22 protein-coding genes and 2 pseudogenes are annotated in these 26,517 nt (G+C 43.2%); 16 read left to right on the forward strand and 8 right to left on the reverse strand.

Going from position 1 to position 26,517, the window contains the following annotated elements:
- The 4 genes and pseudogenes from AB1F57_RS04295 to ltrA all read left to right on the forward strand — a co-directional run bounded on the left by AB1F57_RS04295 (position 1) and on the right by ltrA (position 6,896).
- Positions 1–846, forward strand: a complete 846-nt coding sequence (locus AB1F57_RS04295; protein WP_367986131.1) for a hypothetical protein — start codon at positions 1–3, stop codon at positions 844–846.
- Positions 830–3,928, forward strand: a complete 3,099-nt coding sequence (locus AB1F57_RS04300) for a type III restriction-modification system endonuclease (protein ID WP_367986132.1) — start codon at positions 830–832, stop codon at positions 3,926–3,928. Before AB1F57_RS04295 ends, AB1F57_RS04300 begins: the two co-directional genes overlap by 17 nt.
- A 324-nt stretch (positions 3,929–4,252) precedes the next feature.
- Positions 4,253–4,999, forward strand: coding sequence for a hypothetical protein (locus tag AB1F57_RS04305; RefSeq protein ID WP_367986133.1), 747 nt, complete (start codon positions 4,253–4,255; stop codon positions 4,997–4,999).
- A 620-nt stretch (positions 5,000–5,619) separates the two neighbouring features.
- Positions 5,620–6,896 (forward strand): annotated as a pseudogene (gene ltrA / locus AB1F57_RS04310) (group II intron reverse transcriptase/maturase).
- Between the two features lie 49 nt (positions 6,897–6,945).
- Here ltrA and AB1F57_RS04315 read toward each other — a convergent pair.
- Positions 6,946–7,551 (reverse strand): DUF1361 domain-containing protein, encoded by a 606-nt coding sequence (locus AB1F57_RS04315; protein WP_167785692.1) that lies wholly within the window; start codon positions 7,549–7,551, stop codon positions 6,946–6,948.
- Between the two features lie 157 nt (positions 7,552–7,708).
- The gene (locus AB1F57_RS04320; RefSeq protein WP_367986134.1) at positions 7,709–8,296 is read right to left on the reverse strand and encodes a DUF1361 domain-containing protein; all 588 of its coding nucleotides are present in this window, start codon (positions 8,294–8,296) and stop codon (positions 7,709–7,711) included.
- Between the two features lie 152 nt (positions 8,297–8,448).
- On the opposite strand from AB1F57_RS04320, the gene metG reads away from it, so the two are divergent.
- Positions 8,449–10,452 carry a methionine--tRNA ligase gene (gene metG / locus AB1F57_RS04325; protein ID WP_367986135.1) on the forward strand — a complete coding sequence of 668 codons (2,004 nt, stop codon included), beginning with the start codon at positions 8,449–8,451 and terminating at the stop codon, positions 10,450–10,452.
- Between the two features lie 32 nt (positions 10,453–10,484).
- Here the strand turns inward: metG and AB1F57_RS04330 are convergent, their stop codons facing one another.
- Positions 10,485–10,865 carry a GNAT family N-acetyltransferase gene (locus AB1F57_RS04330; protein WP_367986136.1) on the reverse strand — a complete coding sequence of 127 codons (381 nt, stop codon included), beginning with the start codon at positions 10,863–10,865 and terminating at the stop codon, positions 10,485–10,487.
- A gap of 412 nt (positions 10,866–11,277) precedes the next feature.
- Between AB1F57_RS04330 and AB1F57_RS04335 the strand changes: the two are divergent.
- Positions 11,278–13,056 (forward strand): annotated as a pseudogene (locus AB1F57_RS04335) (reverse transcriptase domain-containing protein).
- A gap of 98 nt (positions 13,057–13,154) precedes the next feature.
- Here the strand turns inward: AB1F57_RS04335 and AB1F57_RS04340 are convergent.
- The gene (locus AB1F57_RS04340; RefSeq protein WP_367986137.1) at positions 13,155–13,445 is read right to left on the reverse strand and encodes a hypothetical protein; all 291 of its coding nucleotides are present in this window, start codon (positions 13,443–13,445) and stop codon (positions 13,155–13,157) included.
- 60 nt (positions 13,446–13,505) lie between these two features.
- Here AB1F57_RS04340 and AB1F57_RS04345 point away from each other — a divergent pair, with 60 nt between their 5' ends.
- The 4 genes from AB1F57_RS04345 (at position 13,506) to AB1F57_RS04360 (ending at position 17,316) form a co-directional block, all read left to right on the forward strand.
- The gene (locus AB1F57_RS04345) at positions 13,506–14,447 is read left to right on the forward strand and encodes a competence protein CoiA family protein (RefSeq protein WP_170239501.1); all 942 of its coding nucleotides are present in this window, start codon (positions 13,506–13,508) and stop codon (positions 14,445–14,447) included.
- Between the two features lie 72 nt (positions 14,448–14,519).
- Positions 14,520–16,322 (forward strand): oligoendopeptidase F, encoded by a 1,803-nt coding sequence (gene pepF / locus AB1F57_RS04350; RefSeq protein ID WP_167785688.1) that lies wholly within the window; start codon positions 14,520–14,522, stop codon positions 16,320–16,322.
- Between the two features lies 1 nt (position 16,323).
- Positions 16,324–16,770, forward strand: coding sequence for a hypothetical protein (locus tag AB1F57_RS04355; RefSeq protein ID WP_167785687.1), 447 nt, complete (start codon positions 16,324–16,326; stop codon positions 16,768–16,770).
- Positions 16,771–16,782: 12 nt separating this feature from the next.
- On the forward strand, positions 16,783–17,316 hold the full coding sequence (locus AB1F57_RS04360) for a DUF6630 family protein (protein ID WP_167785686.1): 534 nt from the start codon (positions 16,783–16,785) through the stop codon (positions 17,314–17,316).
- Between the two features lie 50 nt (positions 17,317–17,366).
- Here AB1F57_RS04360 and AB1F57_RS04365 read toward each other — a convergent pair whose 3' ends face one another.
- Complete coding sequence (locus tag AB1F57_RS04365) at positions 17,367–17,816, reverse strand: DUF1694 domain-containing protein (RefSeq protein ID WP_105138268.1); 450 nt, start codon at positions 17,814–17,816, stop codon at positions 17,367–17,369.
- Positions 17,817–17,967: 151 nt separating this feature from the next.
- Here AB1F57_RS04365 and eno point away from each other — a divergent pair, with 151 nt between their 5' ends.
- Positions 17,968–19,275: a surface-displayed alpha-enolase gene (gene eno, locus AB1F57_RS04370; RefSeq protein ID WP_099871461.1), complete on the forward strand. Its 1,308-nt coding sequence runs from the start codon at positions 17,968–17,970 to the stop codon at positions 19,273–19,275.
- Between the two features lie 439 nt (positions 19,276–19,714).
- Here eno and AB1F57_RS04375 read toward each other — a convergent pair.
- Positions 19,715–20,561, reverse strand: a protein-coding gene (locus AB1F57_RS04375; protein ID WP_367985658.1) for an IS630 family transposase whose coding sequence is annotated in 2 segments (ribosomal slippage) — positions 19,715–20,255 and positions 20,254–20,561 — 849 coding nt in all. Because the reading frame shifts where the segments join, the coding sequence is not laid out codon by codon here.
- 260 nt (positions 20,562–20,821) lie between these two features.
- Here AB1F57_RS04375 and AB1F57_RS04380 point away from each other — a divergent pair.
- Together AB1F57_RS04380 and AB1F57_RS04385 are read left to right on the forward strand one after the other, a co-directional pair.
- A complete protein-coding gene (locus AB1F57_RS04380) occupies positions 20,822–21,262 on the forward strand; it encodes an arsenate reductase ArsC (RefSeq protein ID WP_105138267.1) in 441 nt (146 codons plus the stop codon).
- A gap of 51 nt (positions 21,263–21,313) precedes the next feature.
- On the forward strand, positions 21,314–21,955 hold the full coding sequence (locus AB1F57_RS04385; RefSeq protein WP_367986138.1) for an HAD family hydrolase: 642 nt from the start codon (positions 21,314–21,316) through the stop codon (positions 21,953–21,955).
- Between the two features lie 32 nt (positions 21,956–21,987).
- Here AB1F57_RS04385 and AB1F57_RS04390 read toward each other — a convergent pair whose 3' ends face one another.
- Positions 21,988–22,173, reverse strand: coding sequence for a hypothetical protein (locus AB1F57_RS04390; RefSeq protein WP_024390256.1), 186 nt, complete (start codon positions 22,171–22,173; stop codon positions 21,988–21,990).
- Between the two features lie 66 nt (positions 22,174–22,239).
- Positions 22,240–23,241, reverse strand: a complete 1,002-nt coding sequence (locus tag AB1F57_RS04395; protein ID WP_174853114.1) for a lactonase family protein — start codon at positions 23,239–23,241, stop codon at positions 22,240–22,242.
- Between the two features lie 134 nt (positions 23,242–23,375).
- Here AB1F57_RS04395 and AB1F57_RS04400 point away from each other — a divergent pair, with 134 nt between their 5' ends.
- The 3 genes from AB1F57_RS04400 to budA are packed head-to-tail and all read left to right on the forward strand — an operon-like array spanning position 23,376 to position 26,490.
- The gene (locus AB1F57_RS04400; RefSeq protein ID WP_367986139.1) at positions 23,376–24,551 is read left to right on the forward strand and encodes an AI-2E family transporter; all 1,176 of its coding nucleotides are present in this window, start codon (positions 23,376–23,378) and stop codon (positions 24,549–24,551) included.
- A complete protein-coding gene (locus AB1F57_RS04405) occupies positions 24,541–25,770 on the forward strand; it encodes a hypothetical protein (protein ID WP_367986140.1) in 1,230 nt (409 codons plus the stop codon). The genes AB1F57_RS04400 and AB1F57_RS04405 overlap by 11 nt, the downstream gene beginning before the upstream one ends.
- A 3-nt stretch (positions 25,771–25,773) precedes the next feature.
- Positions 25,774–26,490, forward strand: coding sequence for an acetolactate decarboxylase (budA, locus tag AB1F57_RS04410; RefSeq protein WP_167785684.1), 717 nt, complete (start codon positions 25,774–25,776; stop codon positions 26,488–26,490).
- The last annotated feature ends 27 nt before the right edge of the window (positions 26,491–26,517 follow it).

Below are 26,517 nucleotides of genomic sequence, written 5' to 3' on the forward strand. Positions count from 1 at the left end.
TTGAATAAACAGCAACTAAAAGATGTTTCTAAAGATACAATGATTGAAACTTTTTTAGATATTTTACAGTCACAAGGTACAGATTTTATAAAAGAACAAGGTCTGTCACTGATTTCAGAAATTGGATTTGAGACAGCTTTATCATTTGTACCAGCATTAGGTGGAGCAGTATCATCTTATAGGACAAACCGAGCTATCCGCAATCTTGAAATACAGGTACATCAGCTTGCAGAATATCAAGAAGTCATACAGAAAAACCTAAATATCATGTCAGTTGAGGTAAGAAAGGAGTTAGATAAACTATTTCTGTACATGCTTGAAAAAACAGTTAATGAGAAGCAAGAACAGAAAATTCAATATTTAACAAATGCATTTATTAATCTTACTGGACATAGTGAAATTGATGTAGATATTTCGTATATTTATTTTGATACATTGGAGCAGTTGACATTTCTGGATATAAAAGTATTGGTTGAAATCAGTAAGTCACATTTTTATTATTACTTGAATCCAGATGAACAACCTGATACGACAATAAAAGATGAACAATTCTCGGCGATAAAATCGAACTTATATCGTTTGGGACTAGCTGAAAATAAATTTGAAAAAGACTTAGGAGAGGATTTAGGAAAAACAAATTCGACTTTGGAAGAACTACGAAAAGCTATCATTGAACTTCAAGAATTTCTTTCTAACTCTAAAGGTAAGATTACTTCAATTAAAAACAAGACACGGGCAAAGGTTTCTAAATTGAAAGCCAGAGACAAAATAGTAATTTCGAAGTTTGGCAAGGAAATGATAGAGTTTTTCAAGGAACAGGAGTTAACCAATGAAACTTCAATTTAAGCAGCAGCAATTTCAGTTAGATGCGGTGGCCTCTGTTGTGGATGTTTTTGCTGGTCAGGGCAAACACAGCGGTTTTGACTACCACATGGATAAAGGACAAGGGACAGGTGCGGAACTGGATATGAATTTTATCGGTTTTCGCAATGCGCCTATCCAGCTTTCACAGGAGACTATCAGCCAGCAGGTACGAAGTCAGCAGCTCCGCTATGGAATTAAACCTTCAGAAAACCTATCCATCCAAAAAGTGGATGGTCGTCCGTCTTACAATTTGACCATTGAGATGGAGACAGGGACAGGGAAGACCTATACCTATATCCGCACCCTGATGGAGCTCAACAAGCAGTATGGCTGGCTCAAGTTTATCATTGTGGTGCCCAGCATCGCCATTCGTGAGGGGGTGCTCAAGTCCTTTGAGATTATGGCAGACCATTTCCAGATGGAGTACGGCAAGAAACCACGTTACTTTGTCTATGACTCTAGCCGTTTGGGAGAGCTGGACAAGTTCGCCAACTCCTCGGACATTCAGGTCATGATTATCAACTCCCAGGCTTTTAATGCCACTGGAGCGGATGCTCGTCGCATTCACACCGAGCAGGAAAGTTTCCGCTGGAGAAAGCCCATCGATGTCATCGCGGCGACCAATCCCATTTTGATCATTGATGAGCCTCAGTCGGTTGAGGGGAAAAAGACCAAAGAACGCTTGGAGGACTTCAAGCCCCTATTTACCCTCCGCTACTCAGCCACCCATAAGGACAAGCACGATATGATTTATCGTCTGGATGCCTTGGATGCCTATAATAAAAAGCTGGTCAAGAAGATTGCCGTTAAGACCGTGGAGCAGACTTCTACCACAGGTACACAAGGCTACCTTTATCTGCAAGAACTGGTTCCGCAAAAATCAGGAGCTCCAAAGGCTCGGATTGAGTTTGAGGTGCGGACCAAGTCAGGCGATGTCAAACGAGTGACCAAGCTGGTTGAAGAACCGTTTGCCCTCTATGAAGAGTCTGGGAATCTTCCAGCCTATCAAGATGGTTGGACTTTGAGCCATTTTGATGCGCGTGAGGGTGAAAATTCCATTCAAATCGGTGCCAATCGCAAACTCCATGTGGGCGAAGTGATTGGGGAAACCAACGAAGATGACATTCGTCGTATCCAGATTCGGGAAACCATTGCCAGTCACCTGCAAAAAGAAGAAGGCCTATATAAACGAGGTATCAAGGTGCTTTCCCTTTTCTTCATTGATGAGGTAGCCAAGTACAAGTGCTACGACGAGCAAAATGATGCCTACAATGGTACCTATGCCCAGATGTTTGAAGAAGAATACGAAGCTCAGGTCAAGACCTTGTTGGCCGATCCAAACCTTCATGGCAGCAATTTTTGGCACTATCTAAATAATCATCAGGAAGGCAATCCCGTTCACGCAGGTTATTTCTCCGTTGATAAGGTGAAAAAATCGGACAAGGTCAAGTTTGTGGATTACAAATCGGCAACGGAGAAGAAAAACAACCAGTCCAACGACAAGGATGCCTTTGATTTGATTATGAAGGACAAGGAGCGTCTGCTGTCCTTTGATGAGCCAGTACGCTTTATCTTCTCCCACTCAGCCCTCAAAGAAGGCTGGGACAATCCCAATGTCTTCCAGATTTGTACTCTGAAAAATACGGGTACGGAGACAGAAAAACGGCAAAAGATTGGTCGTGGGATGCGTCTTGCTGTTGACCAAAAAGGTGTCCGTCAGGATGAGGAACTTTTAGGAGCTGATGTTCATAACATTAACAAATTGACCGTCATTGCCAATGAAAGCTATGAAGATTTTGCTAAGAACTTGCAAAGAGAACTCAAGGAGATCTTGGCTGATCGACCAAGCAAGGTGGAAGTGGATCTTTTTGTCAATAAGGTCTTGGAAAATGAAGCTGGTCAAAAACTGACTGTCACCAAGGAAGTAGCTAAAGAGATTGAACATCAGTTGATTAAGCAAGATTATATCGACAGCAAGGGAAATCTGACCACCACTTACTTTGAACAAAAAGAAACAAGTCAGTTTACTTTATCGGAAAATCTGGCTGGCTATGAAGTGGCTGTAAAAGACATTTTGGAGTCTATTTATGATGTCAATCGTTACCAGATTGAGCGTGAAAATGATTCGGAAGTTGTCTTTGCTAGAGAAATCAATCCTGACAACTACAACCGTCAAGAGTTTAAGCGCTTGTGGGAAAGCATTCATCACAAGTCCACCTACTATGTCGAGTTTGACGATGAGGAATTGATTGAAAAATCTGTTAAGGCATTGAATGAGTCTCTGTTTGTCAAAAAGCCAAGCTATATGATTACAGAAGCTGAGGCAAGGGAAATGAAAGCTGAACAAGGTTTGGATTTCAAGGTCAATAAAGACGGCAAGCGTCAGGCTGAATTGGACAAGTCATCTATCCAACTCCGCTATGATTTGTTGGGTGAAATCGCCAGTCGCACAGAGTTGAAACGGAAAACAGTTGCCGCTATCCTGAAACAGATCTCACCAAGCAAGTTTGACATGTTCGCCTATAACCCTGAGGCATTTATCCAACGAACAAGCCGCCTGATCAATGAACAAAAGGCCAGTCAGGTGATTGAGCATATCCGCTACAATATCTTGGAAGAAACCTTTGACACTTCTGTTTTTACGGATAACCCAGAAAGCGGAAAATTATCGGACAAACGGATACTGGAATCGCAAAAAGGCGTGTATAATTATGTGAAGGTTGATTCGGATACAGAGCGGAAGTTCAAAGAAGAGCTGGATCAATTTGAAGATGTCATGGTCTACACCAAATTACCTAGCAATTTTAAGATTTCCACCCCGCTGGGTGCTTACAACCCTGACTGGGCAATTGCCTTCCGAGATGGTTCAGTTAAGCATGTTTATTTTGTAGCCGAAACCAAGGGTTCCATGTCTAGTTTGCAACTGAAAGGGGCAGAGCTTGCAAAAATTGAGTGTGCCAAGGCCCACTTCAAAGCCTTGAAAGAAAAAGGTTTGATTACGGACGACCACATGTACGATGTGGTGGATTCCTATGAAAAATTATTAGAAATCGTGAGGGGATAGGTCACCAAGTAATCCTTCTCACAAGAGAAGGAGAAATATATGGGGGCATTTCTATTTTTTACATTTGCGATCTGTTTCCTGGTGGGCATTATTGCCATAGCAATTACCAACTCAATCGTACCTAGGAAGTAGGAGAAGGACAAACTGTTGCCTTGGTTTTTATCATAAACTGTGCTTCCCTGTAATCATTGGTGCATTGGCAGGTGGCTTTGTCATTTTAAGTCTATTATTTGGCTGAAGGAAATAATGATATTGAAGCATTGCAAAAGAATGGAACCTATCGTACAATGGTAGTATATTTCAGATATACAGGAAGGGGTTGCTATGCCTTACCGTAAATTAACATCAAGAGATCGGTCTTTTATCAAAGGTCAGACGGACCGCTTGCTGAATCAGATGAATAGCAATGCGGCCTATTTGGGGACAGTTCAGACCTATGAAGCAGCCAAGGCTAGGGCCAATCAAGCCTATCTGGCAATGGAACTAGAAGATGACCCAGAGAAAAAATTGCGACTGGCAAAATTGGTTGAAACCTATACTGCACAAGCCCAGGCTATACTGGATGATTGGGAAGAGAAAAAAAGACCTGCAGAGAAAACGACCAGAAATATCAAGTTGATCTTGTGGCTGACGGTACTGTTCACCCTTAGCTTTGTCTTCCCCGTCAATATCATTCTAGTCATTCTTTTTGCCGTTTGGTTTTATCGGAATTACCTTCGTTCAAGTAGAACTGACCAAGTGATTAAGGCTGCTAATAGCCAATCTTTGACAGAAGAGAGATGGTTTGAAGACTGGTTGACAGAAAAGATTGTCAATCTCAACAAGGACAAGCGGGAGTGGACTGAGGCTATGCTGACAAAATATGACAACTTAGATGACATAGCAGCAGGTATCGGTGAAATGGATGAGATAGATAAAGTGGCTGGTGAGAAGCTTCTTCGACGCTATCAGGATATTTTGGCAGATATTGAAAAACTTCCGGATTCTGACCAGAAAACCTATTATTTGGATTTTCATCGGGAGATCATTTCCGACTTGGAAGATCTATTTGAACAACTCCATTTTGGATAAGAAAAACCGGTAACAGTACAAGGCTGTTGCCGGTTTTGTTATGTACGACGGGCATGTCGTACATCTGAGGTGAAAGTCCTCCGTGGACACCCGCTACCGGTGAACCCCAAAGCGACTCCCAAGCCTGACTATCGTGAGGTAGCGGGGAGAGGAAGGGATAGCGAAATCGTGGCTCTACGAACAGAAACGTGATAACAAGGCGTATATAGGGGATGAGGGGGCATACAACTCTAAAGTCCAAAAAGGTAGTCGTAACCTATAGACGTAAATCACGAGAGTAAACGAGGAAAGATGTACGACTTATCCCGTGAGGTCTCATGAGCGTCAAAGACGTAGTAACAACGAATCATGAGAAGTACCCTTGCCTATTGTTGTCATCAACTCATTCTTCGTTGGCCAACAATGGCTGGGGCAGACTCTCAGCCGAGGCCATAGTAGCGATGAAACTTCTGTAATAGAGGTGGAGCGAAGGGCTGAACAATTAACCGAAGTATACCTACTTCACTTGTGTCTGTAAAACTAGCGGTCTGATAGAACTGGGTGCGGTCACGTATTGACTAGAGGAAAGTTCACCAATATAAGACGTCCCTCAGACACCGAAACAAGAAAGGAATACGCACATGTCACAGTTACTAGATAATATCCTATCTCGGTCCAATATGCTTGAAGCCTACAATCAAGTTAGAGCCAATAAAGGTTCAGCAGGAATTGACGGCGTAACTATTGACGAAATAGATGACTATCTCCGCAAACACTGGCGTTCAACTAAAGAACTCATAAAGCAGAGGAAGTACAAACCTCAGCCAGTCTTACGAGTTGAAATTCCCAAACCTAACGGCGGAGACCGTCAGTTAGGTATCCCAACGGTCATGGATAGAATGATACAACAAGCTATTGTCCAAGTCATTAGTCCTATTTGTGAACCCTATTTCTCTGAGAGGAGTTACGGATTCAGACCCAATCGGTCATGCGAACAAGCTATTATCCAGTTATTAGAATACCTTAATGACGGTTATGAGTGGATAGTAGACATAGACCTGGAGAAGTTCTTTGATACCGTTCCTCAAGATAGACTGATGTCGCTTGTTCATAACATTATCCAAGATGGAGATACAGAATCTTTAATTCGTAAGTACCTTCATTCAGGTGTAGTCATCAACGGACAACGGTATAAAACACTAGTTGGAACTCCACAGGAGGAAACCTATCACCGCTCCTGTCCAATATCATGCTTAATGAGCTAGATAAAGAGTTGGAAAATCGTGGACTTCGCTTCGTTCGCTACGCAGATGACTGCGTCATCACAGTCGGTAGTGATGCGGCGGCTAAACGTGTGATGCATTCAATTAGTCGTTATATTGAAAAACGATTAGGTTTGAAAGTCAACATGACCAAGACCAAGATTGTGAGACCGAGCAAATTAAAGTACCTAGGATTTGGGTTCTGGAAATCATCTGAGGGCTGGAAAAGTCGTCCGCATCAGGATAGCGTACAGAGTTTCAAGAGAAAACTCAAGAAACTAACGGCCCGTAAGTGGAGTATTGACTTAGACAGCCGAATTGAGCGACTAAACTGGGTCATCCGAGGTTGGATAAACTACTTTTCTATGACGAAAATGAAATCAGTCATGGAAAGCATTGATGAACGACTAAGAACTCGAATAAGAGTTATTATCTGGAAACAATGGAAGAAGAAATCTAGGCGATTATGGGGACTTCTCAAATTAGGAGTACCGAAGTGGATAGCGGATAAAGTATCTGGCTGGGGAGACCATTATCAATTAGTGGCTCAGAGGTCTGTACTGAAACGTGCCATATCAAAACCAGTCCTCGCTAAACGTGGACTGGTTTCTTGCCTAGATTATTATCTAAAACGACATGCGTTAAAAGTTAGTTGAACCGCCGTGTGCCGAACGGCACGCACGGTGGTGTGAGAGGGACTAGAAATTAGTCCCTACTCGATTCGTCTATGGAAAAGACCAAGACCATGATTTGAATAAAGGTAAAGCCCAGGATGAAAGGCAGGGCAGCCCAAGAAATGACTTCAATCATTTCACTGACGACCAGGCTTGGTCTGGTAAAGATGTCCCATGAATTGAGCCGTGCATAGCGTCCGATGTGAATGGCAAAGCTGGATAGGAGGGAAAGACCACCAATCAGAAACAGCCTGATCCAGTAGGACTTGATAGAAAAGGCAGAGAAAATCAGCCTCAGGCTTTCCACGCCAGTCATGACCCCATAGAAAATACTTGGGACATAGAGCATGAAAAGGATCATGCTTTCGCGTTGCCAGAGTACAGTGTTTGCAAAATGCATATGGACGATGTCGGTCACCATATAAAAGGTATTAGGATAGAAAAAGAGCCAGAGAAGGGCAGCAATAATCTTTATGTATTTAGATTTACTGTAGTTGGTGAGGATGGCAAAATCAAGTGCCACCAAAGCCAAAAACATATTCCAAGTCAAGTCTGGTGCGGTGACACCATAACGCTTTAGACCGGCAGCGATGATGAGGAAAAAAATATGAATAAAAACATTTTTCTTTGTAAGCATGACAAACCTCTTTCTGTAGAATATAAATGCTAGTATATCACATTCAGGCAGAAAAGGGGGAGTAGGCATTGTATTGTTTGAACATGTTTAAGAATGGATAAAGTCCTAGGAAACAAAAAAGAAACAGCTGACCTGTTTCTTTCAACTCATTTATTCATCAACGGCAAAGACCAAGACCATGATTTGTATGAAGGTGAAGCCGATGATGAAGGGGAAGGTTTCCCCAAGAAATAGCTGCCAACATAGAATTTAAGACGATGAAGGGCTGAACGAAAATATCCCAAGAATGAAGATTGGCAAAATGGGCGATATAGATAGCGTAGCTAGATGTCAGAGCCAGGGTGCCAATTACTAGGAGTCGCAAGCTGTAATGTCTGATATTGTATCCCTTGAAAATCAGTTCTACGCTTTCTACGCCAGCCATAATGCCAAATAAAATTGCAGGAATGGTCAACATGAAGAGTATCAAGCTGCTTTGTTCCCAAAGGGTATTGCTGGCCAGCTGGAGATTGGTTAGCTGGGTCACCATAAAGAAGGTGTTGGGATAGAAGAAGAGCCAAAAAGGTGTCAGGAGCAGTTTGCTTGCCACGTGGCTATTTTCCTTGACTAAAATAGCTAAATCCAAAGCAATCAGGGCCATCGTAATATTTCCAATTAGGGGTGAATCTTGTGCACCATATAGAAATAGTCCGACTACTATCAATGCGTAAAATAAATGAATCAAGAGATTTTTTGGTGAAAACATAGATAACCCCATTCTTTTTCATAACTTCTTCTAGTATACCATATCTTGATAGCTTGTGGACGGGAAGTCGCTTTGTTTTTACACAAAAATATGATAAAATGGAGTGTTATCAATAACAGGGTTTCATTTGCTCTGATTTGAAAGGAAAGAACATGACAAAAACACCGTTTTACATTACCACACCGATTTATTATCCGTCTGGCAAGCTCCACATCGGCTCGGCCTACACGACCATTGCCTGCGATGTCTTGGCTCGCTACAAGCGTCTCATGGGCCACGAGGTCTTCTATCTGACAGGTCTTGATGAGCATGGGCAGAAGATTGAGGAGAAGGCAAAAGAGGCTGGTCTGACACCGCAAGCCTACGTTGACGGCATGGCGGTCGGAGTGAAAGAACTTTGGAAACTTCTTGATATTTCATATGATAAGTTTATTCGCACAACAGACGATTACCATGAACAAGTGGTGGCAGATGTTTTTGAAAAATTGCTGGCGCAGGACGACATTTACTTGGGAGAGTATTCTGGTTGGTATTCCGTATCAGACGAGGAATTCTTCACCGAGAGCCAATTAGAAGAGGTCTTCCGAGATGAGAACGGCAAGGTAATAGGTGGTATCGCTCCGAGCGGTCACGAGGTTGCTTGGGTATCAGAAGAATCCTACTTCCTCCGCCTCAGCAAGTATCAGGATAAGTTGGTCGAGTTCTTCAAGGCTCATCCAGACTTTATCCAGCCTGACGGTCGTATGAATGAAATCATGAAAAACTTCATCGAGCCAGGATTGGAAGACTTGGCAGTATCCCGTACCTCATTTACCTGGGGTGTGCCTGTACCGTCCAATCCTAAACACGTTGTCTATGTTTGGATTGATGCTCTGCTTAACTATGCGACAGCTTTGGGCTATGGTCAGGAAGAAACAGCCAACTATGACAAGTTCTGGAATGGAACTGTTTACCACATGGTTGGAAAAGACATTCTTCGCTTCCACTCCATTTACTGGCCAATCATGCTTATGATGTTGGATATGAAGCTGCCAGACCGCTTGGTTGCTCATGGCTGGTTTGTCATGAAAGATGGCAAGATGTCCAAGTCCAAGGGCAATGTGGTATATCCAGAAATGCTGGTTGAGCGTTTCGGCTTGGACCCACTTCGTTACTACCTCATGCGTAGTCTGCCAGTTGGCTCTGACGGAACTTTCACGCCAGAAGACTATGTTGGTCGTATTAACTACGAACTGGCCAACGACCTTGGAAACTTGCTCAACCGAACGGTTGCTATGATTAACAAGTATTTCGGCGGTCAGGTACCGACTTTTGTTGCCAACGTGACAGATTTTGATGCGGACTTGGCGGCAGTAGTAGCTGACAACTTGGCAAGATACCACAAGTATATGGAAGCAGTTGATTACCCACGCGCTTTGGAAGCTGTTTGGAATATCATCTCCCGTACCAACAAGTACATCGATGAAACTGCACCTTGGGTCTTGGCTAAGGACGAAGCGGACCGAGACAAGTTGGCAGCAGTCATGGCTCACTTAACGGCAGGTCTTCGTGTGGTGGCACACCTCATTCAACCATTTATGATGACAACGTCTAATGCTATTATGGGACAGCTTGGTTTGGGAACAGCATTTGACCTTGAAAACCTTGACTTTCCAGGTCTTCCAGCAGGTTTGACAGTGGTCGCAAAAGGTACACCTATCTTCCCACGATTGGATATGGAAGAAGAAATCGCCTATATCCAAGCTCAAATGGGTGGCAGCTTTGCTATTACCAAAGAGGAAGAAAAAGAATGGAACCCAGCTGATGTGGAGCTGAAAAACGAGAAGTCCGCAATTAAGTTCGAGGACTTTGATGCAGTTGAAATCCGCGTGGCTGAAGTTAAGGAAGTGGCCAAAGTGGAGGGGTCTGATAAGTTACTCAAATTCCGCTTGGACGCAGGTGACGGTCAGGACCGCCAAATCCTGTCTGGTATCGCCAAATACTATCCAAATGAGCAAGAGTTGGTCGGAAAGAAAGTCCAAATCGTTGCCAACCTCAAGCCGCGTAAGATGATGGGCTTGCTCAGCCAGGGCATGATCCTCTCAGCCGAACACGACGGCAATTTGACACTCTTAACAGTAGATCCAGCTGTGCCAAACGGCAGTCAGATTGGGTAAGATTGCCTAAAAATTGCAGAGCAAAAACCAGCCTAATCAGCTGGTTTTTTGAGTGTTTTCCATTCGTCTTCAAGGATAGACATGATGAGGGTGTCGGCGTAGCCGTCTGCGGTCTTTTGACTGTCACGTTTGATGCCCTCCAAACGAAAGCCAGCTTTTTCATAGGCACGCTTGGCACGCGGATTAAAGGAAAAAACTTCCAGTTCCAAGCGATGCAGGCTGACCTGTTCAAAAGCAAAGTCCCTGGTTTTCTCAACTGCCCAAGAGCCCAGACCTTGTCCCAGATAGCCCTCGTCAAAGATGACAATCCGAAAGTTGTGCGCTGTTAAGCGTAAAAATGTATCTCCCTCGCAGAGGGATATTATTGAAAGTAAATAATAGGAACAACTAACTAACCTAGCGGGGAAACCCAAAGGGGACAATAGCATGTTAGTAAAGCGGATAAGGAGTGAGTTACAACGCTTTGATGTGCCGCAAGTTCCGTAACCTATGGTTAAGGCTAAACTGCTTGAACATCAATTCTGACTAGGTGCAAAGCATCGCCCATCGGAAAGTAACTGAGACCGATGTTACTGTATATTCGTTGTTGTGATTTTGGACGAATAACTTTCTACAGTAAAAGAGCATACGATAAGTATGAATAAAGGAATGAGTGAGGAACCTAAGGGTTACTAGAACGTACATTTTTAACGAATAGCAGGATTGCCTAAGAGGGAGACCCTTATGGTAACGGAGTCACCGTAGTAGTTTGAGCAAGGGAAAACCTTGTACATGGCGAAGGGTGACAGGTAATTTCGATTAGTTAGAAAGGATTAGGTGCGTGAGATGCGTACAGCCAAAACTATTTTAACAGTCATTCATGAACGTGGAAAACAAGATAAACCACTTGAAAGGGTTTATAAATTACTATTTAATCGTGAATTGTATCTAATAGCCTATGCAAAGTTATACCCGAATAACGGAGCAATGACAAAGGTGTTACAGAGGAAACGATTGATGGTATGTCTATTCAAAAAATAGATAGGATTATTGAACAATTAAGACGAGAAACCTATTACTGGAGACCAGCTAGGAGAGAGTACATTCCTAAAAAGAATGGAAAACACCGTCCTTTGGGAATACCAGTATGGAGTGATAAACTTCTTCAGGAAGTGATTCGCATGATATTAGAAGCCTATTATGAGCCACAATTTAGTGAACATTCTCATGGTTTTAGACCAAAAAGAGGGTGTCATACAGCTTTACAAGAAATTCAGACTTGGAAAGGGACACGTTGGTTCATAGAAGGAGATATCTCTAGTTATTTTGACACGATTGACCACGATGTATTAATCACTATGTTGTCTAGACAAATTCAGGATGGTCGGTTTATTAGGCTTATCAAAAATATGCTTGAGGCAGGATATCTTGATGATTGGAAGTTTCACAAGACTATTAGTGGAACACCGCAAGGTGGAGTTATTAGTCCTTTATTAGCTAATATCTATTTACATCAATTTGATAAGTGGGTCGGTGAAGAACTGATACCTCAATATACAAGAGGTAAAAAAGCAGAAAGCAAACTCAGCCTATAATCGTTTGAGTAGAAGAATTAAATGCTATCAGGATAAAGGAGATTATAAAAAAGCTCATCAGTTAATTGTTGAGAGAAGAAATCTCCCTTCAGTTGATACTTATGATACCAGCTATCGGAGATTAAGATATGTTCGGTATGCGGATGACTTTATTCTAGGCTTTACAGGTTCAAAAGCTGAGGCAAAGGCTATAAAGAAGCAAATTGGAGACTTTTTAAATACTAAGTTATCTTTGGAACTTTCTCAAGAAAAGACTTTGATTACCCATGCGACTGGAGAATCAGCTAAATTTCTGGGATATGAGATAAAAGCACAACGTGTCAATGATTATATTGATAACAAAGGGAGACGGAGTGCCAATGGTGTTATCGCATTATTTGTACCTGCATCAGTTATTGAAAGCAAATGCCGCCAATACATGAAAAATGGTAAAGCTATTCATCGTAATAACTTATTGCAGGATGATGACTTTAGTATCGTTCAAACTTACCAACAAGAATATAGAGGGCTGGTTCAATATTATATATTGGCACAAAATTTGTCATGGTTCTCAAAAGTCTATTGGTATATGGAAACATCACTCCTTAAAACATTAGCATTTAAACATAAGTCATCCATTAATAAAATGTTAGCTAAATATAAGACTACCACAACTAGCACGAATGGCCGAACTGTGCCGTGTTTACAGGTAGTTGTGCCTCGAGAAGATAAACCTCCTCTAGTTGCAACGTGGGGTGGCATTTCACTTTCTTATAAAAAGAAAACTGTAATAGAAGATGCTCCGTATCAAGTTTATGGTGGTCGAACAGAGCTTATCAAGCGATTACTCGCAAATAAGTGTGAGCTATGTGGAAGTGAGGAGAACATAGAGGTACATCATATCAGAAAATTAGCAGACTTGAACAAACACAATGGGAAATTAGTTCCAAAGTGGAAAGAAGTCATGTCAGCAAGACGTCGAAAAACGCTAGTGACCTGTCGGGATTGTCACCATGCGATACATAATGGTTCAATAAATACACGTTTATGAAATGAAATTACTGGAGAGCCGGATGATGCGAAAGTATCATGTCCGGTTCGGTGGGGGGATAATGGAAAAGGGGTCGCAATGACTACCTCGCTAGTATCCTACCCTACAGCAGAGCGGTTCTCCTTATCCAGTTCATTGATGACCGCTTCACCGATAAAGGTCCCATCAGGCGCAATCAGCATAAAATCAAACCGGTCAGGATCAGTGACAATCCGGTTGTAGTAGCTGACAACCTCCTCTTTTTTATAAGTTCCCGAACTCCCCGTCAGGCGATCAATTTCAGCGGAAAGCTTGGTAAAACAGTCCTCATAATACTTCTCTGCAAAGCCCGGTTGGAAGGACTGCAAGACAAAGCCATCCCTTTCCCATCTGGCAATTTTTTTGGTCATTTTCCATCTCCTTTCCACCATTATACCACAAATTCCGAACTAATAAGGAAAGGAGAGTCTATGTTAGTAGCCGTCAATCAAAAAGGACAAACCGTCAATCTTTTGGAAAAACCAGAGGTGAAGAAGGAAGATTATTTCTGCCCAGCCTGTGCTGGAAAGGTCCGTTATCGGTCTGGAAAAATTCTGCGTTCGCATTTTGCCCATCAAACCCTGCGGGATTGCGATTTCTGGTCCGAGAATGAGTCCGCCCAGCACCTGAGCCTCAAGTCCAGTCTGTATCAGTGGTTACAGGGTCAGGAAGAAGTAGAGTTGGAGGCCTATCTGCCTGCAACCAAGCAGGTGGCAGATCTTTTAGTCAATCAGCAACTGGCCCTGGAAGTTCAGTGTTCCAGTCTGTCCATTTCACGCTTGCAGGAGCGGACTGCTGCCTATCAGCAGGCAGGTATGGCTGTTCTGTGGCTTCTGGGCAAAGACCTCTGGCTTGGAGAACGATTGACAAATCTCCACAAGCAATTTCTGTATTTTAGTAGGAATATGGGTTTTCATCTATGGGAGTTGGATGCGGAGAAGGAGGAGTTGCGGTTGCACTACCTGATTCATGAGGACTGGTATGGCAAGGTCCACAAGTTGAGCAAGGTCTTTCCAATTGGTCAAGGCAATTTGTTGGCTATTCTGCGGTCACCATTTGCCAAGCAAGCCTTGTCCCATTTTACTTGTTTGAGTGATCAGGATTTGCTGGATTATGTTGCCAAACAGCTCTATTACCGCGTACCCAAGTGGATGAACTTGCAGGCAGAGGCCTACCAGCAAGGGAAAAACTTGCTCAGTCAGTCCTTGGCTGACTTCTATCCCCAAATCCGCCTGCCCCGCTCTGCTATTGGCTTTGCACAAATCCGCCAAGACTTAAGCTCCATCTACCCAGCCTTTGACCAGTATTATGCAGGGGTCAAGGACAAGCGACAGCAGTCGGTCTATCCACCAGCGGTTTATTGGAAAAACTAGTATGTAAGCCCTCACTTTCCAATGGAAAGCGGGGCTTTTTTGTGGTAAAATAGTAGGAACGGAGGATTAGATATGTCAAAACAACGTCATGAAATCGAAGAAAAGTACCAGTGGGATTTGACCACCATTTTCCCAACAGATGAGGCTTGGGAATCGGAATTAGCTGAACTCCAAGCAGAAACAGAAAAAACAAAGGACTTTGCAGGTCACCTCTTGGACTCAGCTAAGAGCCTCTTGGAAATCAGTGAAACCCAGCTTGGCCTCATGCGTCGCATTGAAAAACTCTATGTTTATGCGTCTATGAAGAACGATCAGGATACTCGCGAAGGTAAGTACCAGGAATTTCAAGCCAAGGCTTTGGCCCTTTATTCAGCCTTTTCACAAGCCTTTGCCTTCTATGAGCCAGAATTTATGGCCATTACCGAGGAGCAGCTAGAGGCTTTCAAGGCAGAAGAGCCAGCTCTTAACCAGTACAGCCACCAGTTTGAAAAACTCTTGGCAGCCAAGGACCATATCTTGTCACAGGAAGTAGAAGAAGTCCTTGCAGCGACCAGCGAGATTTTCGATGCACCGTCTGAAACCTTCTCTGTCTTGGACAATGCCAGCCTGCGTTTCCCAGAAATCGCAGACGAGGATGGCAAGTTGGTGCCCCTCTCTCACGGCAACTACATCTCCTTCATGGAGTCCAAAAACCGCGAAGTGCGTCAAGAAGCTTACGAGGCTCTCTACGAAACCTACGAGCAGTTCCAACATACCTACGCAAAGACCTTGCAGTCTAACGTTAAGGTCAATAACCTGAAAGCTCGTTTGCGGAAGTACGATTCAGGCCGTCACGCAGCACTTTCTGCTAACTTTATCCCAGAGTCCGTTTACGATACATTAGTATCAGCAGTCAACAAGCATCTCCCGCTCTTGCACCGCTATATCAATTTGCGTAAGAAACTCTTGGGTATCGATGACCTGAGAATGTACGATATGTACACACCGCTTTCTAGCGCAGAGACCAAAGTAAGCTACGAAGAAGCTCTTTCTACCTGTGCGGATACCTTGACTATTTTTGGTGATGAGTACGCAGCTATCGTCAAAGAAGCTTTTGAAAACCGTTGGATTGATGTCCATGTCAACGAAGGCAAGCGTTCAGGTGCCTATTCAGGTGGTGCTTACGATACTAATGCCTTCATGCTCCTCAACTGGCAGGACAATTTGGACAATATGTACACCCTGATTCACGAAACAGGACATTCACTTCATTCTATGTTGACTCGTCAGAACCAGCCTTATGTCTATGGGCACTATTCTATTTTCTTGGCTGAGATTGCGTCAACAACCAACGAAAATCTACTGACAGAGAAACTCTTGGCAGAAGTGGAAGATGACAAGACCCGCTTTGCCATTCTCAATCACTACCTCGACGGCTTCCGTGGAACGGTCTTCCGTCAAACCCAATTTGCTGAGTTTGAGCAGGCTATTTACAAGGCTGACCAGGAAGGCCAAGTCTTGACTGCTGATTTCCTCAACCAGCTTTACGGTGAACTCAATGAGAAGTATTATGGCTTGTCTGCTGAAGAAAATCCATTGATTCAGTATGAGTGGGCTCGTATTCCACATTTCTATTACAATTTCTATGTTTACCAATATTCAACTGGCTTTGCGGCAGCGTCTGCTTTGGCAGACAAGATTGTCAATGGTAGCCCAGAGGACAAGGAAAACTACCTCAACTATCTCAAGGCTGGTAGCTCTGATTATCCACTCAATGTCATTGCAAAAGCTGGCGTGGATATGACCAAGGAAGACTATCTCAATGATGCCTTCAAGGTCTTTGAAGCCCGCTTGACAGAGTTGGAAGCTCTTGTTGAGAAAGGTGTGCACCTATAAGATGATTTCCTACAAACGATCTTTAGTCTATCCGATTGTCAGTTCTAACCTTGCGGCGCTGATTGGCATCGGTGTGATGACCAAAACAGAACCTGCAGTTGGACTAGGACTTGTCTTTCTCCTGGTCGCTATCCTATCGGCTGTCTATGCGTATGTCTTGCGCCAGCAGGGTGAAGTCTTTCTCTTAACAGCTGAAGGCTTGGACTTTCAGGAAAAAATCGGCTCGCCGCGCCAGCATTTTTCAATGGAAGAAATTGGAGAGATACGCTATATCGTTCGGCCTATTTATCGGGATTTTTTGTCGCATAAGCTGAGGATTGTTGGAAATACAGGAAATTTGTTAGTTGAAGTGAATTTGAATGCCCTGGCTGGAGCGGACTTTAACGACATTTACCATTTTGTGCAAGAAGTCGCTCCCCATGTCCAGTGGGATTTTCCTACGAATTAAGAAGGAGGAAGCATGCTAACTGAAAATCAATTGCAGGATATTTTTGAAATAGCTGAAATCCTGTCAAATAGCGACAGAGACCTGTTCGCACAGTTGAAAGAGGCAGTTTTTGCAACGGATCCCAATCATATTTTGAATATGTTCGAATCCTATTTGTCAGCTGAGGAGTTTGACCAATTTTTGGACCAGGTGACGGAGTCAGAAAAAGACAATTTATGGTTGATTTTAGTCACGCTGTTAACCAGGCAGGACTATATTTTCCCTTGTGATATAGAAGTTGACTTGACGGATTTTATCAATAGTTTCGATCAGCTCAAACAGGTACGTGCTGCAGGTATTTTACTAAAATTGGATCCGGATGGACTCAATCCAGGCGCCAATCTTGCCCAGTGGCTCGTAACGATCAATGCCAAGTTTGAAGCTGAAGGCTTGGCTGCGGGCTTGCTGTCAGTTACAGAAGACAAGCTTTATGTTTTCTTTAATCAGATTGAAAAAGTAGCCCGGTTGCAGCGGCTGGCACAAGGACTTGATATTGTGATTGTCTAATCATTGAGTATGAATGTGTTATTTTGGGGAATAAAAAAGGCAAGCCTTGCTTACCCAAATAATTTTTTCCAGAAGGAAGGTTTTGTATCTTCCTTTTTTTCTGTTTTTGTCATCCATTCTGGAAAGTTTGCTGCGAATGCAATATCCTCCTTATCGACAGCATGGTCCGTGTGGAATAGGAGAGCATAAGGAGAAGCGCCAACTTTCTCATCAATAATGCTGGCTGTGATGCTACCCTGCTGAGCAATTTTCATCAATGCGATTTGCAGGCTATCGGACAGGGAAGGGGACAACTTGAGAAAGAGAGGACTGGTTTCTGACAGGAGTTTTTGGCAGATAGAAGCAAAGTTCTTTGCCAGGTCAGGATGATTGGCCTCTTCAAAATTGAGAATGAGGACCACCCGTTCGCGGAAGGTTCCCATGTATTTACGCTGTTGGTCAGGGTCCAGTCTGGTCTCGCCAGATGCTTTTTGTAAAATGGTAGAATGTAAATCAGTCATGTTGATTAGTATAACATAGTTGAAAAAGTTCGCCAAGGAAGACGCTTACATTATTTCTTTCAGCAAAATAACCTATTTTTTCTTGAAAAATCCCTGCTTTTAAGGTATGATAGCTTTGTAACAATTTTAAACTCATAAGGAGAGTAATATAATGTCAATTATTACTGATGTTTACGCTCGCGAAGTCCTTGACTCACGCGGTAACCCTACACTTGAAGTTGAAGTTTATACTGAATCAGGTGCTTTCGGACGTGGTATGGTTCCTTCAGGAGCTTCTACTGGTGAGCACGAAGCAGTTGAGCTTCGCGATGGTGACAAGTCTCGTTACCTTGGTCTTGGTACTCAAAAAGCTGTTGACAACGTAAATAACGTGATTGCTGACGCTATCATCGGTTACGACGTTCGTGATCAACAAGCTATCGACCGCGCTATGATCGCTCTTGACGGTACTCCTAACAAAGGTAAATTAGGTGCAAACGCAATCCTCGGTGTTTCTATCGCTGTTGCACGTGCAGCTGCTGACTACCTTGAAGTGCCACTTTACACTTACCTTGGCGGATTCAACACTAAAGTATTGCCAACTCCAATGATGAACATCATCAACGGTGGTTCTCACTCAGACGCTCCAATCGCTTTCCAAGAATTCATGATCTTGCCAGTTGGCGCTCCTTCATTCAAAGAAGGTCTTCGTTGGGGTGCTGAAGTATTCCACGCTTTGAAGAAAATCTTGAAAGCTCGTGGTTTGGTAACAGCTGTTGGTGACGAAGGTGGTTTCGCTCCTAAGTTCGAAGGAACTGAAGACGGTGTTGAAACAATCATTGAAGCTATCGAAGCTGCTGGTTACGAAGCTGGTGAAAACGGCATCATGATCGGTTTCGACTGTGCGTCATCTGAATTCTACGACAAAGAGCGTAAAGTTTACGACTACACTAAATTCGAAGGTGAAGGCGCTGCTGTTCGTACATCTGCAGAACAAATCGACTACCTTGAAGAATTGGTTAACAAATACCCAATCATCACTATCGAAGATGGTATGGATGAAAACGACTGGGATGGCTGGAAAGCTCTTACTGAGCGTCTTGGCAAACGCGTTCAATTGGTTGGTGACGACTTCTTCGTAACAAACACTGACTACCTTGCACGTGGTATCAAAGAAGGTGCTGCTAACTCAATCCTTATCAAAGTTAACCAAATCGGTACTCTTACTGAAACATTCGAAGCTATCGAAATGGCTAAAGAAGCTGGCTACACTGCCGTTGTATCACACCGTTCAGGTGAAACTGAAGATTCAACAATCGCTGACATCGCAGTTGCAACTAACGCTGGCCAAATCAAGACAGGTTCATTGTCACGTACAGACCGTATTGCTAAATACAACCAATTGCTTCGTATCGAAGATCAATTGGGTGAAGTTGCAGTCTACAAAGGCTTGAACTCATTCTACAACTTGAAAAAATAAAACAGTCTGGGAGACTGTTTTATCCCCGAGCTAGCATAGCGAGGGTCATAATAAGAACAAGTCTGGAAATTTCCAGACTTGTTTTTCAATGTCTGGTGGACAGTTTTATCCCTGAGCTAGAATAGCGAAGATTATAATGAAAGCAGTTCGGAATTATCCAGACTTGTTTTTCATAGTACAGTGTACTAATTTACCCCCAAACTAGGATAGCTAGGGTTATAGTGGAAACAAGTTCGGAATTATCTGGACTTGTTTTTCAATGTCTGGTGGACAGTTTTATCCCTGAGCTAGAATAGCGAAGATTATAATGAAAGCAGTTCGGAATTATCCAGACTTGTTTTTTGTCGTGCAGTGTACAACTTATCCCTATGGCTCTCGAACTAGCAAGGTTTTAAGGATATGAAGATGCCCTCTGATTTAATTGGGAGTATTTTTATAGTCAATTGAAACAAGAGCAGGACAAAAGTGCCTCAAGAAAAGTATCACAATTTGGCAATACTTTTCTGAGGTGTTTTTTCATTTGAGCCCATGTTTTCTCAATGGGATTATACTCAGGTGAGTAAGGAGGAAGTGGTAAAAGTCTATGACCCTGCTCCTTGCATAACTCTTTTAGCTTACTCATCCGATGAAACCTTGCATTGTCCATAATGATAACAGATGGTCTATCTAAAGTGGGTAGTAAGAATGTTTTAAACCAAGCTTCGAAAAAGTCACTAGTCATGGTTTCTCTGTAGGTCATTGGGGCTATAATCTCACCGTTTATAAGACCTGCGACTAAAGATAGCCGCTGGAATCTTCTTCCAGAGACCTGACCTGTGATCAACTGACCTTTCAAAGATCGACCATATTCTCGATGAAAATATGTCTCAAACCCTGTCTCGTCAATATAAACAGGTGTCAAGTGACTTAAGTTATTAAATTCTTTAAGGAACTGATTTACTTTCTCAGGGTCTTGTTCATAGTAGGTACAGCTCTTTTTTTCGAGTATATCCCATAGCTTTGAGAGCGTAATGAATAGCTGTTGGATGACAGCCAAATTCAGAAGCTATTTCAGTCAAAAAAGCATCTGGATGAGCTTCAAGATAGTTCTTTAATTTTACTCTATCAACTTTTCTTGGTTTGGTTCCCTTAACTTGGTGATGAAGCTCGCCAGTAGTCTCCATTAATTTTAGCCATTGATAGATGGTGTTGCGTGAAATATCGAAAACAACAGATGCTTCAGTAATACTGCCGGTTTTCTGACAGTATGCGAGAACTTTTTTACGAAAATCTAATGAATATGCCATAAGTACATTATACCACAAATGTACTGTTTTTGTTTCATTGTGCTATATAAAGTGGGGCAAATAAGGGTCACTATTTTACATGGAATTTTTATGGCAATATCGTTGGTTGTATTTACAGTCTTGATTATCTTATGTTGGTGATTGTGGTACCTATCTCCGATATTGTACAAATGGAACGAGAAATTGTATAATATCTAAGAAAAGCAGGTTAAAATAGGTAATGGAAATACTTGTTAGTTGACGATAAAAGGAGGAGATGAATGAAAGAAAAAACCAAAGTTGCATTTGTTTGTGTACATAATTCATGTCGAAGTCAGATTGCGGAGGCCTTAGCTAAGGCGAACTATGCACATGTTTTCGATGCCTACTCGGCAGGGACTGAAACCAAACCGCAAATCAATCAAGATGCGGTTCGTTTAATGAAGAGACAGTACCAGATTGATATGGAGGAAACACAGTATTCCAAGTTAATTGATGAATTGCCGACGGTTGATATTGTTATTACCATGGGCTGCAATGTTGATTGTCCCTATCTTCCTTGTCGACATCGAGAAGATTGGGGACTGGACGACCCGAGTGGCCAGAGTGATCAAGTTTACCTTGCTACCATGCATCAAATTGAAGAAAAATTGCAGCAACTGGCGACTTTTTTAGAAAATAGCAACCGAAGCTTAAGTAACAAACAAGGTGCGATAGTGTAAATAGGAATTCATCTGTTATTTGTCAATGAAAAATAGAAATGAGTGAACAGAGTGATAAAATGGATATTTTTTGATTTGGGTTCTACTTTGCTGGATGAAAAGTTAGCCTATCGTGAGTACACTGAAGAGTGTGTGAAAATGCTAGGCTCTCTTGGAATGGACATTTCCGTCTCTGTTTATCGTGGCAAGATGGAGGAGTTTGCTCGGGAAGGCTTGGACCCTATTCGAGCAACTTGGAACCATTTTGCACCGACCGAGCCACGTCCTTTATGGACAAATAAGGGTGTGAGCCTGTATCCTGAAACAATAGATGTTCTAGAGAAGTTATCACAAAACTATCAATTGGGGATTATTGCCAATCAGTCTAGTAGTATTAGAGGACTGCTTAAAGAGTGGGGAATTGAGTCTTATTTTCAACTCATCATCCTCTCTGAAGAGGTTGGGCTATCTAAACCAGATACAACTATTTTCACACTTGCCTTGCAAAAAGCAAACATCCCTGCAGATAGAGTTGTCTATGTTGGTGATAGGTATGATAATGATATTCTACCTGCTAAATCTTTGGGAATGTGGACTGTACGGATACTGACAGGTTTCAGGAAGCATGCCAGTGAAAATGAAAAATTGATGAGTAATTGGGTCATTCCTTCATTGCAGGAGATAACAAATATTTTTGAACAAACAAAAAACTAGACTGAACATTCTCAGCCTAGTTTTTACATGTATTAGAACAAGCCTTTAACTTTATCTAAAAGACCGCTAACACCTTCAGAACCTGATAACAAGCCTTTTGCTTGTTCCAAGTATTCACCGAATTGGTCCTTGTTTTCTTCGATAAATTGTTTTGCACCATCAAAGTCTTTGTTTGCGATTAAGTCTTTTACTTCATTGAAAAGATCTACTGGATTCATGTTGAATACACCTCCTATGGAACTATTAAACCAAAATGGTCTCAATTTCACAATTAATATGTCTTATTAAAACGTGACGCAAACAGCTTCAGGAACATAGAAATCATGATATAGTTCTGTTAAACGACCGCTCTCTGTATCTCTCGCAAAGACTGTCGCATTGTCAGAGTCTTGGTGGACCGCAACCAGGAATTTTTCATCTGGGCTGAGGGCAAAATCACGTGGCGTCTTGCCATTGGTTGGGACAATTTCCACTAGCTCAAGGCTGGCATCACCCAAGGTCTTGTAGACAGCAATGGAGTCGTGACCGCGGTTAGAACCGTAGACAAATTTCCCGTCCTTACTGATGCGAACAGCAGCTGTGCCGTTGAAACCAGTGTGGTCAGCTGGCAGGGTCGAGATGGTCTGCATGTGTTCAAATTGACCAAGACCGTCGTAAATCAAAACTTCAATGGTCGAATTGAGTTCGCAGATTAGATAGGCAATTTTTGCGTGGTGGTGGAAGACAATGTGCCGTGGTCCTGCCCCAGGAGCAGAAGAATAGCTACCTACTTGTTCCAATTTACCTTGGTCAGATACCTTGTAGCTGATGACCTGGTCCGTTCCCAAATCGCAGGTTACCAATAACTTATCTGGTGTCAAATCCGCAAAGTGAACATGAGGAGATGCTTGGTTTTCATGAGGACCAGACCCTTCATGTTGCGCCTGGTCTGCCAGTTCCAGAGAACCGTCTTCTAAACGTTTGTAGACCAAGACCTGTCCCTTATGGTAATTGGCACCATAGACCAAATTGCGCTCTTCGTCAACTGCAACATAACAATGGGGAGCCCCTTCTTCAACGACATGGTTGAGTGGTTGGAAATCAGCTGTAAAGGCAGCAATCCCTCCCTGACCGTTTTCTGAGCCAACGGAGTAAAGTCGTCCCTCTGCATCGAAAGCAAGGTAAGTTGGGTTTGGCTCTTCAGCGACCAATTCTAATTGAGCCAGTGAGCCAGTTTCAGGATTGAAGTTAGCCTTATAAATCCCTTTTGAGTCTCTTTTGGTGTAGGTTCCGAAATAAATGTTCATTTGTTTCTCCTTATATAGTGATTGTTTAAATTATACCACAATTCTGCATGAAAAAATTTCTTGGACATGATTTCCAGCATAAATTTTCGGCATTTACATGGTACAATAGTAGAAAAAGGAAAGGTAGAAATGAGATGGACGAGAAAGAGCAAAAGTTTAGTGTGACCTGGTTTTTTAAATGGTTTATTAACAATCAGGCGGTGACTTTTTTCCTAGTGACCCTGCTGATTAGTCTGACCATTCTTGTATTTTCTAAGATTAGTTTTTTGCTAAAACCGATAGGTAGTTTTGTGGAGATTATTCTCTTGCCTATGCTGTTGACAGGCTTGCTTTATTATCTCCTAAATCCCATTGTGGATTGGTTAGAGAAGAGGAAGGTTTCCAGAACGATTGGTATTTCCATTGTTTTTGTTCTGATTGGACTGCTCTTAGTTTGGGGCTTGGCAGTAGCAATTCCAAATATCCAGGAACAGGTAGTTTCATTTGTGCAAAATCTGCCTGCAAACATTCAAAAGCTGGAGCTACAGTTGACCTCCTTGTTGCAGGATAAGCAGTTTGAACAATTCCGACCGACGGCCCTTCAGGTGATCAATCAGGTCAATGATCAGATTATTTCCTTTGCTCAGCGATTTTCATCCAGCGTGGTCAACTGGGCTAGTCATTTGATTTCAACGGCATCGCAGATTATTGTGGCGGTCTTGATTATGCCCTTTATCCTCTTCTATCTCCTGCGAGATGGTAAGGGGCTCAATGCTTATATCACCCAATACTTGCCGACCAAGTGGCGGGCGCCCATTGGAACCGTTTTGTCGGATGTCAATAGCCAGCTGTCCAACTATGTGCGCGGTCAGGTGACGGTGGCCATGATTGTGGCTCTTATGTTTTCCATCATGTTCTCCATCATTGGTCTCAGCTATCCTGTGACCCTGGGGATTTTGGCTGGTTTTCTCAACCTGATCCCTTATCTGGGTTCCTTTTTGGCCATGATTCCGGCTGTCATTTTGGGCTTGATTGCAGGTCCCTTCATGCTGGTCAAGGTCTTGATTGTCTTTATTATTGAGCAAACCATTGAGGGCCGATTTGTGACGCCTTTGATCATAGGTTCTTCCTTGAACATCCACCCTATTACTATTCTCTTTGTCCTTTTGACTTCAGGGCAGATGTTTGGGGTGCTGGGCGTTCTTTTGGGAATTCCTATCTATGCCTCTATCAAGGTCTTGGTCAAGGTAGCCTTTGAATGGTACAAGGTTTATAGCGAATTATACGAAGAAGATACAATAGAGAGTTTAGAAGTGAATAATGAACAATAGTGAAAAGATGCTGGCTTGCTTGGACCAGCAGGATTTGGCGAAAGCCAATAAATATTTCAAGCGGGCCTTGGTCCAGGACGATGAAGAGACGCTCTTGGCCCTGGCTGCCTACCTGGAGTCCATTGGATTTCTCCCCCAGGCGGCGGAGATTTATGGGAAATTGCAGAGCCAATACCCAGAAGTGGCTATCAATTTGGCTCAGATTGCCTTTGAAGATGGCTTGGTTGAAGAGGCTTTTGGTTATCTAGAGGCCATTCCTGAGCGCCACCCTGCCTACTTAGAGGCACTCTTGGTCAAGGCAGATTTGTACCAGGCAGAGGGCCTATCGGATGTAGCCCGTGAAAAATTGCTGGAGGCTAGTCACCTGTCGGATGAGCCCATTATCACTTTTGGACTAGCTGAGTTGGAGATGGAATTGGAAAATTTCAAGGAAGCTGTTTCCCTCTACGCCCAGCTGGACAATCGGGAAATCTACGAATTGACTGGGGTGTCGACCTATCAGCGGATTGGTCTAGCCTATGCTAGTCTGGGCAAGTTCGAGGCGGCTGTCGAATTTCTGGAAAAGGCTGTGGAGCTGGAATATGATGACCAGACGGTTTTTGAGTTGGCAGCTCTGCTATTTGAACAAGAAGAATACCAGAAGGCTAATCTCTACTTTAAGCAGCTAGATACCATCAATCCTGACTTTGAGGGCTATGAGTACGCCTATGGGCAGTCTCTCCATGCGGAACACCAGTTGGAGGAGGCTCTGGCCATGACCCAGCAAGGCCTGGCCAAAAATGACTTTGATGCCAATCTGCTCCTGCAGGCTTCCCAGTATGCCTATGAATTGCATGATGAGGCGGCGGCAGAGGACTTCCTGCTGCAGGCCCGGGAGGTCATTGATGATGAGAATGAAGTGGCCTTGCGCTTGACCAATCTTTATTTGGAGCAGGAGCGCTATGAGGAAGTATTGCCATTCTTGACCGATGACTTGGACAATGTCCTGGCCCGTTGGAATATTGCCAAGGCCTATATGGCTTTGGAAGAAGTGGAGCAGGCTTTGGCTATCTTTGATGACTTGGTTGCAGATTTGGCAGACAATCCAGAATTTTTGGCGGATTATGTGGAGGCTTTACGGATTATGGGGCGGGCAGAGGATGCGCGTGTCCAGGCTGGTCGGTATTTGAGCCTGGTGCCAGATGATTTGGCCATGCAAGAATTTTTGAATGAAGAGTAGGATATGCAAGTAAATCGATTATTTCAATACAATACCTTAGGGGCTCTCATGGCTGGTCTTTACGGTGGTTCCTTGACGGTCGGTGAGCTCTTGGAACACGGTGATTTGGGGCTGGGGACCTTGGACTCTATCGACGGAGAATTGATTGTTCTAGATGGCAAGGCCTATCAGGCCAAGGGAGCAGGGGATAAACCGGAAGTGGTGGAGGTTCCTTCTGATATGAAGGTACCCTATGCAGCGGTTATTTTCCACGAAGCTGAGGTCATTTTCAAGCAGCGCTTTGAGATGACCAGTGAGGAGCTGCAGGCAAGGATTGAGTCCTATTATGATGGGGAGAATCTTTTCCGTTCGATTAAGATTAAGGGGACCTTTTCTCGCATGCACGTCCGCATGATTCCCAAGTCAGCCTCCAGCGTTCGGTTTGCGGAGGTGGCCAGCCACCAGCCTGAATACACGGCTGAGGATATTTCGGGCACCATTGTAGGTATCTGGACACCGGAAATTTTCCATGGCGTCAGCGTAGCGGGTTACCACCTGCACTTTATCTCAGATGATTTGACCTTTGGCGGCCACGTTATGGACTATGTTATCGCCCAGGGCAATGTGGAAGTGGGGGCAGTCGATCAGCTGGACCAACGCTTCCCAATCCAAGACCGCCAGTACCTCTTTGCGAAATTTAATGCCAAGGAAGTGCGAGAGGATATAGAGAAGGCGGAGTGACGTTTCTAAATGAGAATACGAAGGAAA

Origin of the sequence: Streptococcus nasisuis, assembly GCF_040836615.1 — a bacterium.
Taxonomy (GTDB): Bacteria; Bacillota; Bacilli; order Lactobacillales; family Streptococcaceae; genus Streptococcus; species Streptococcus suis_V.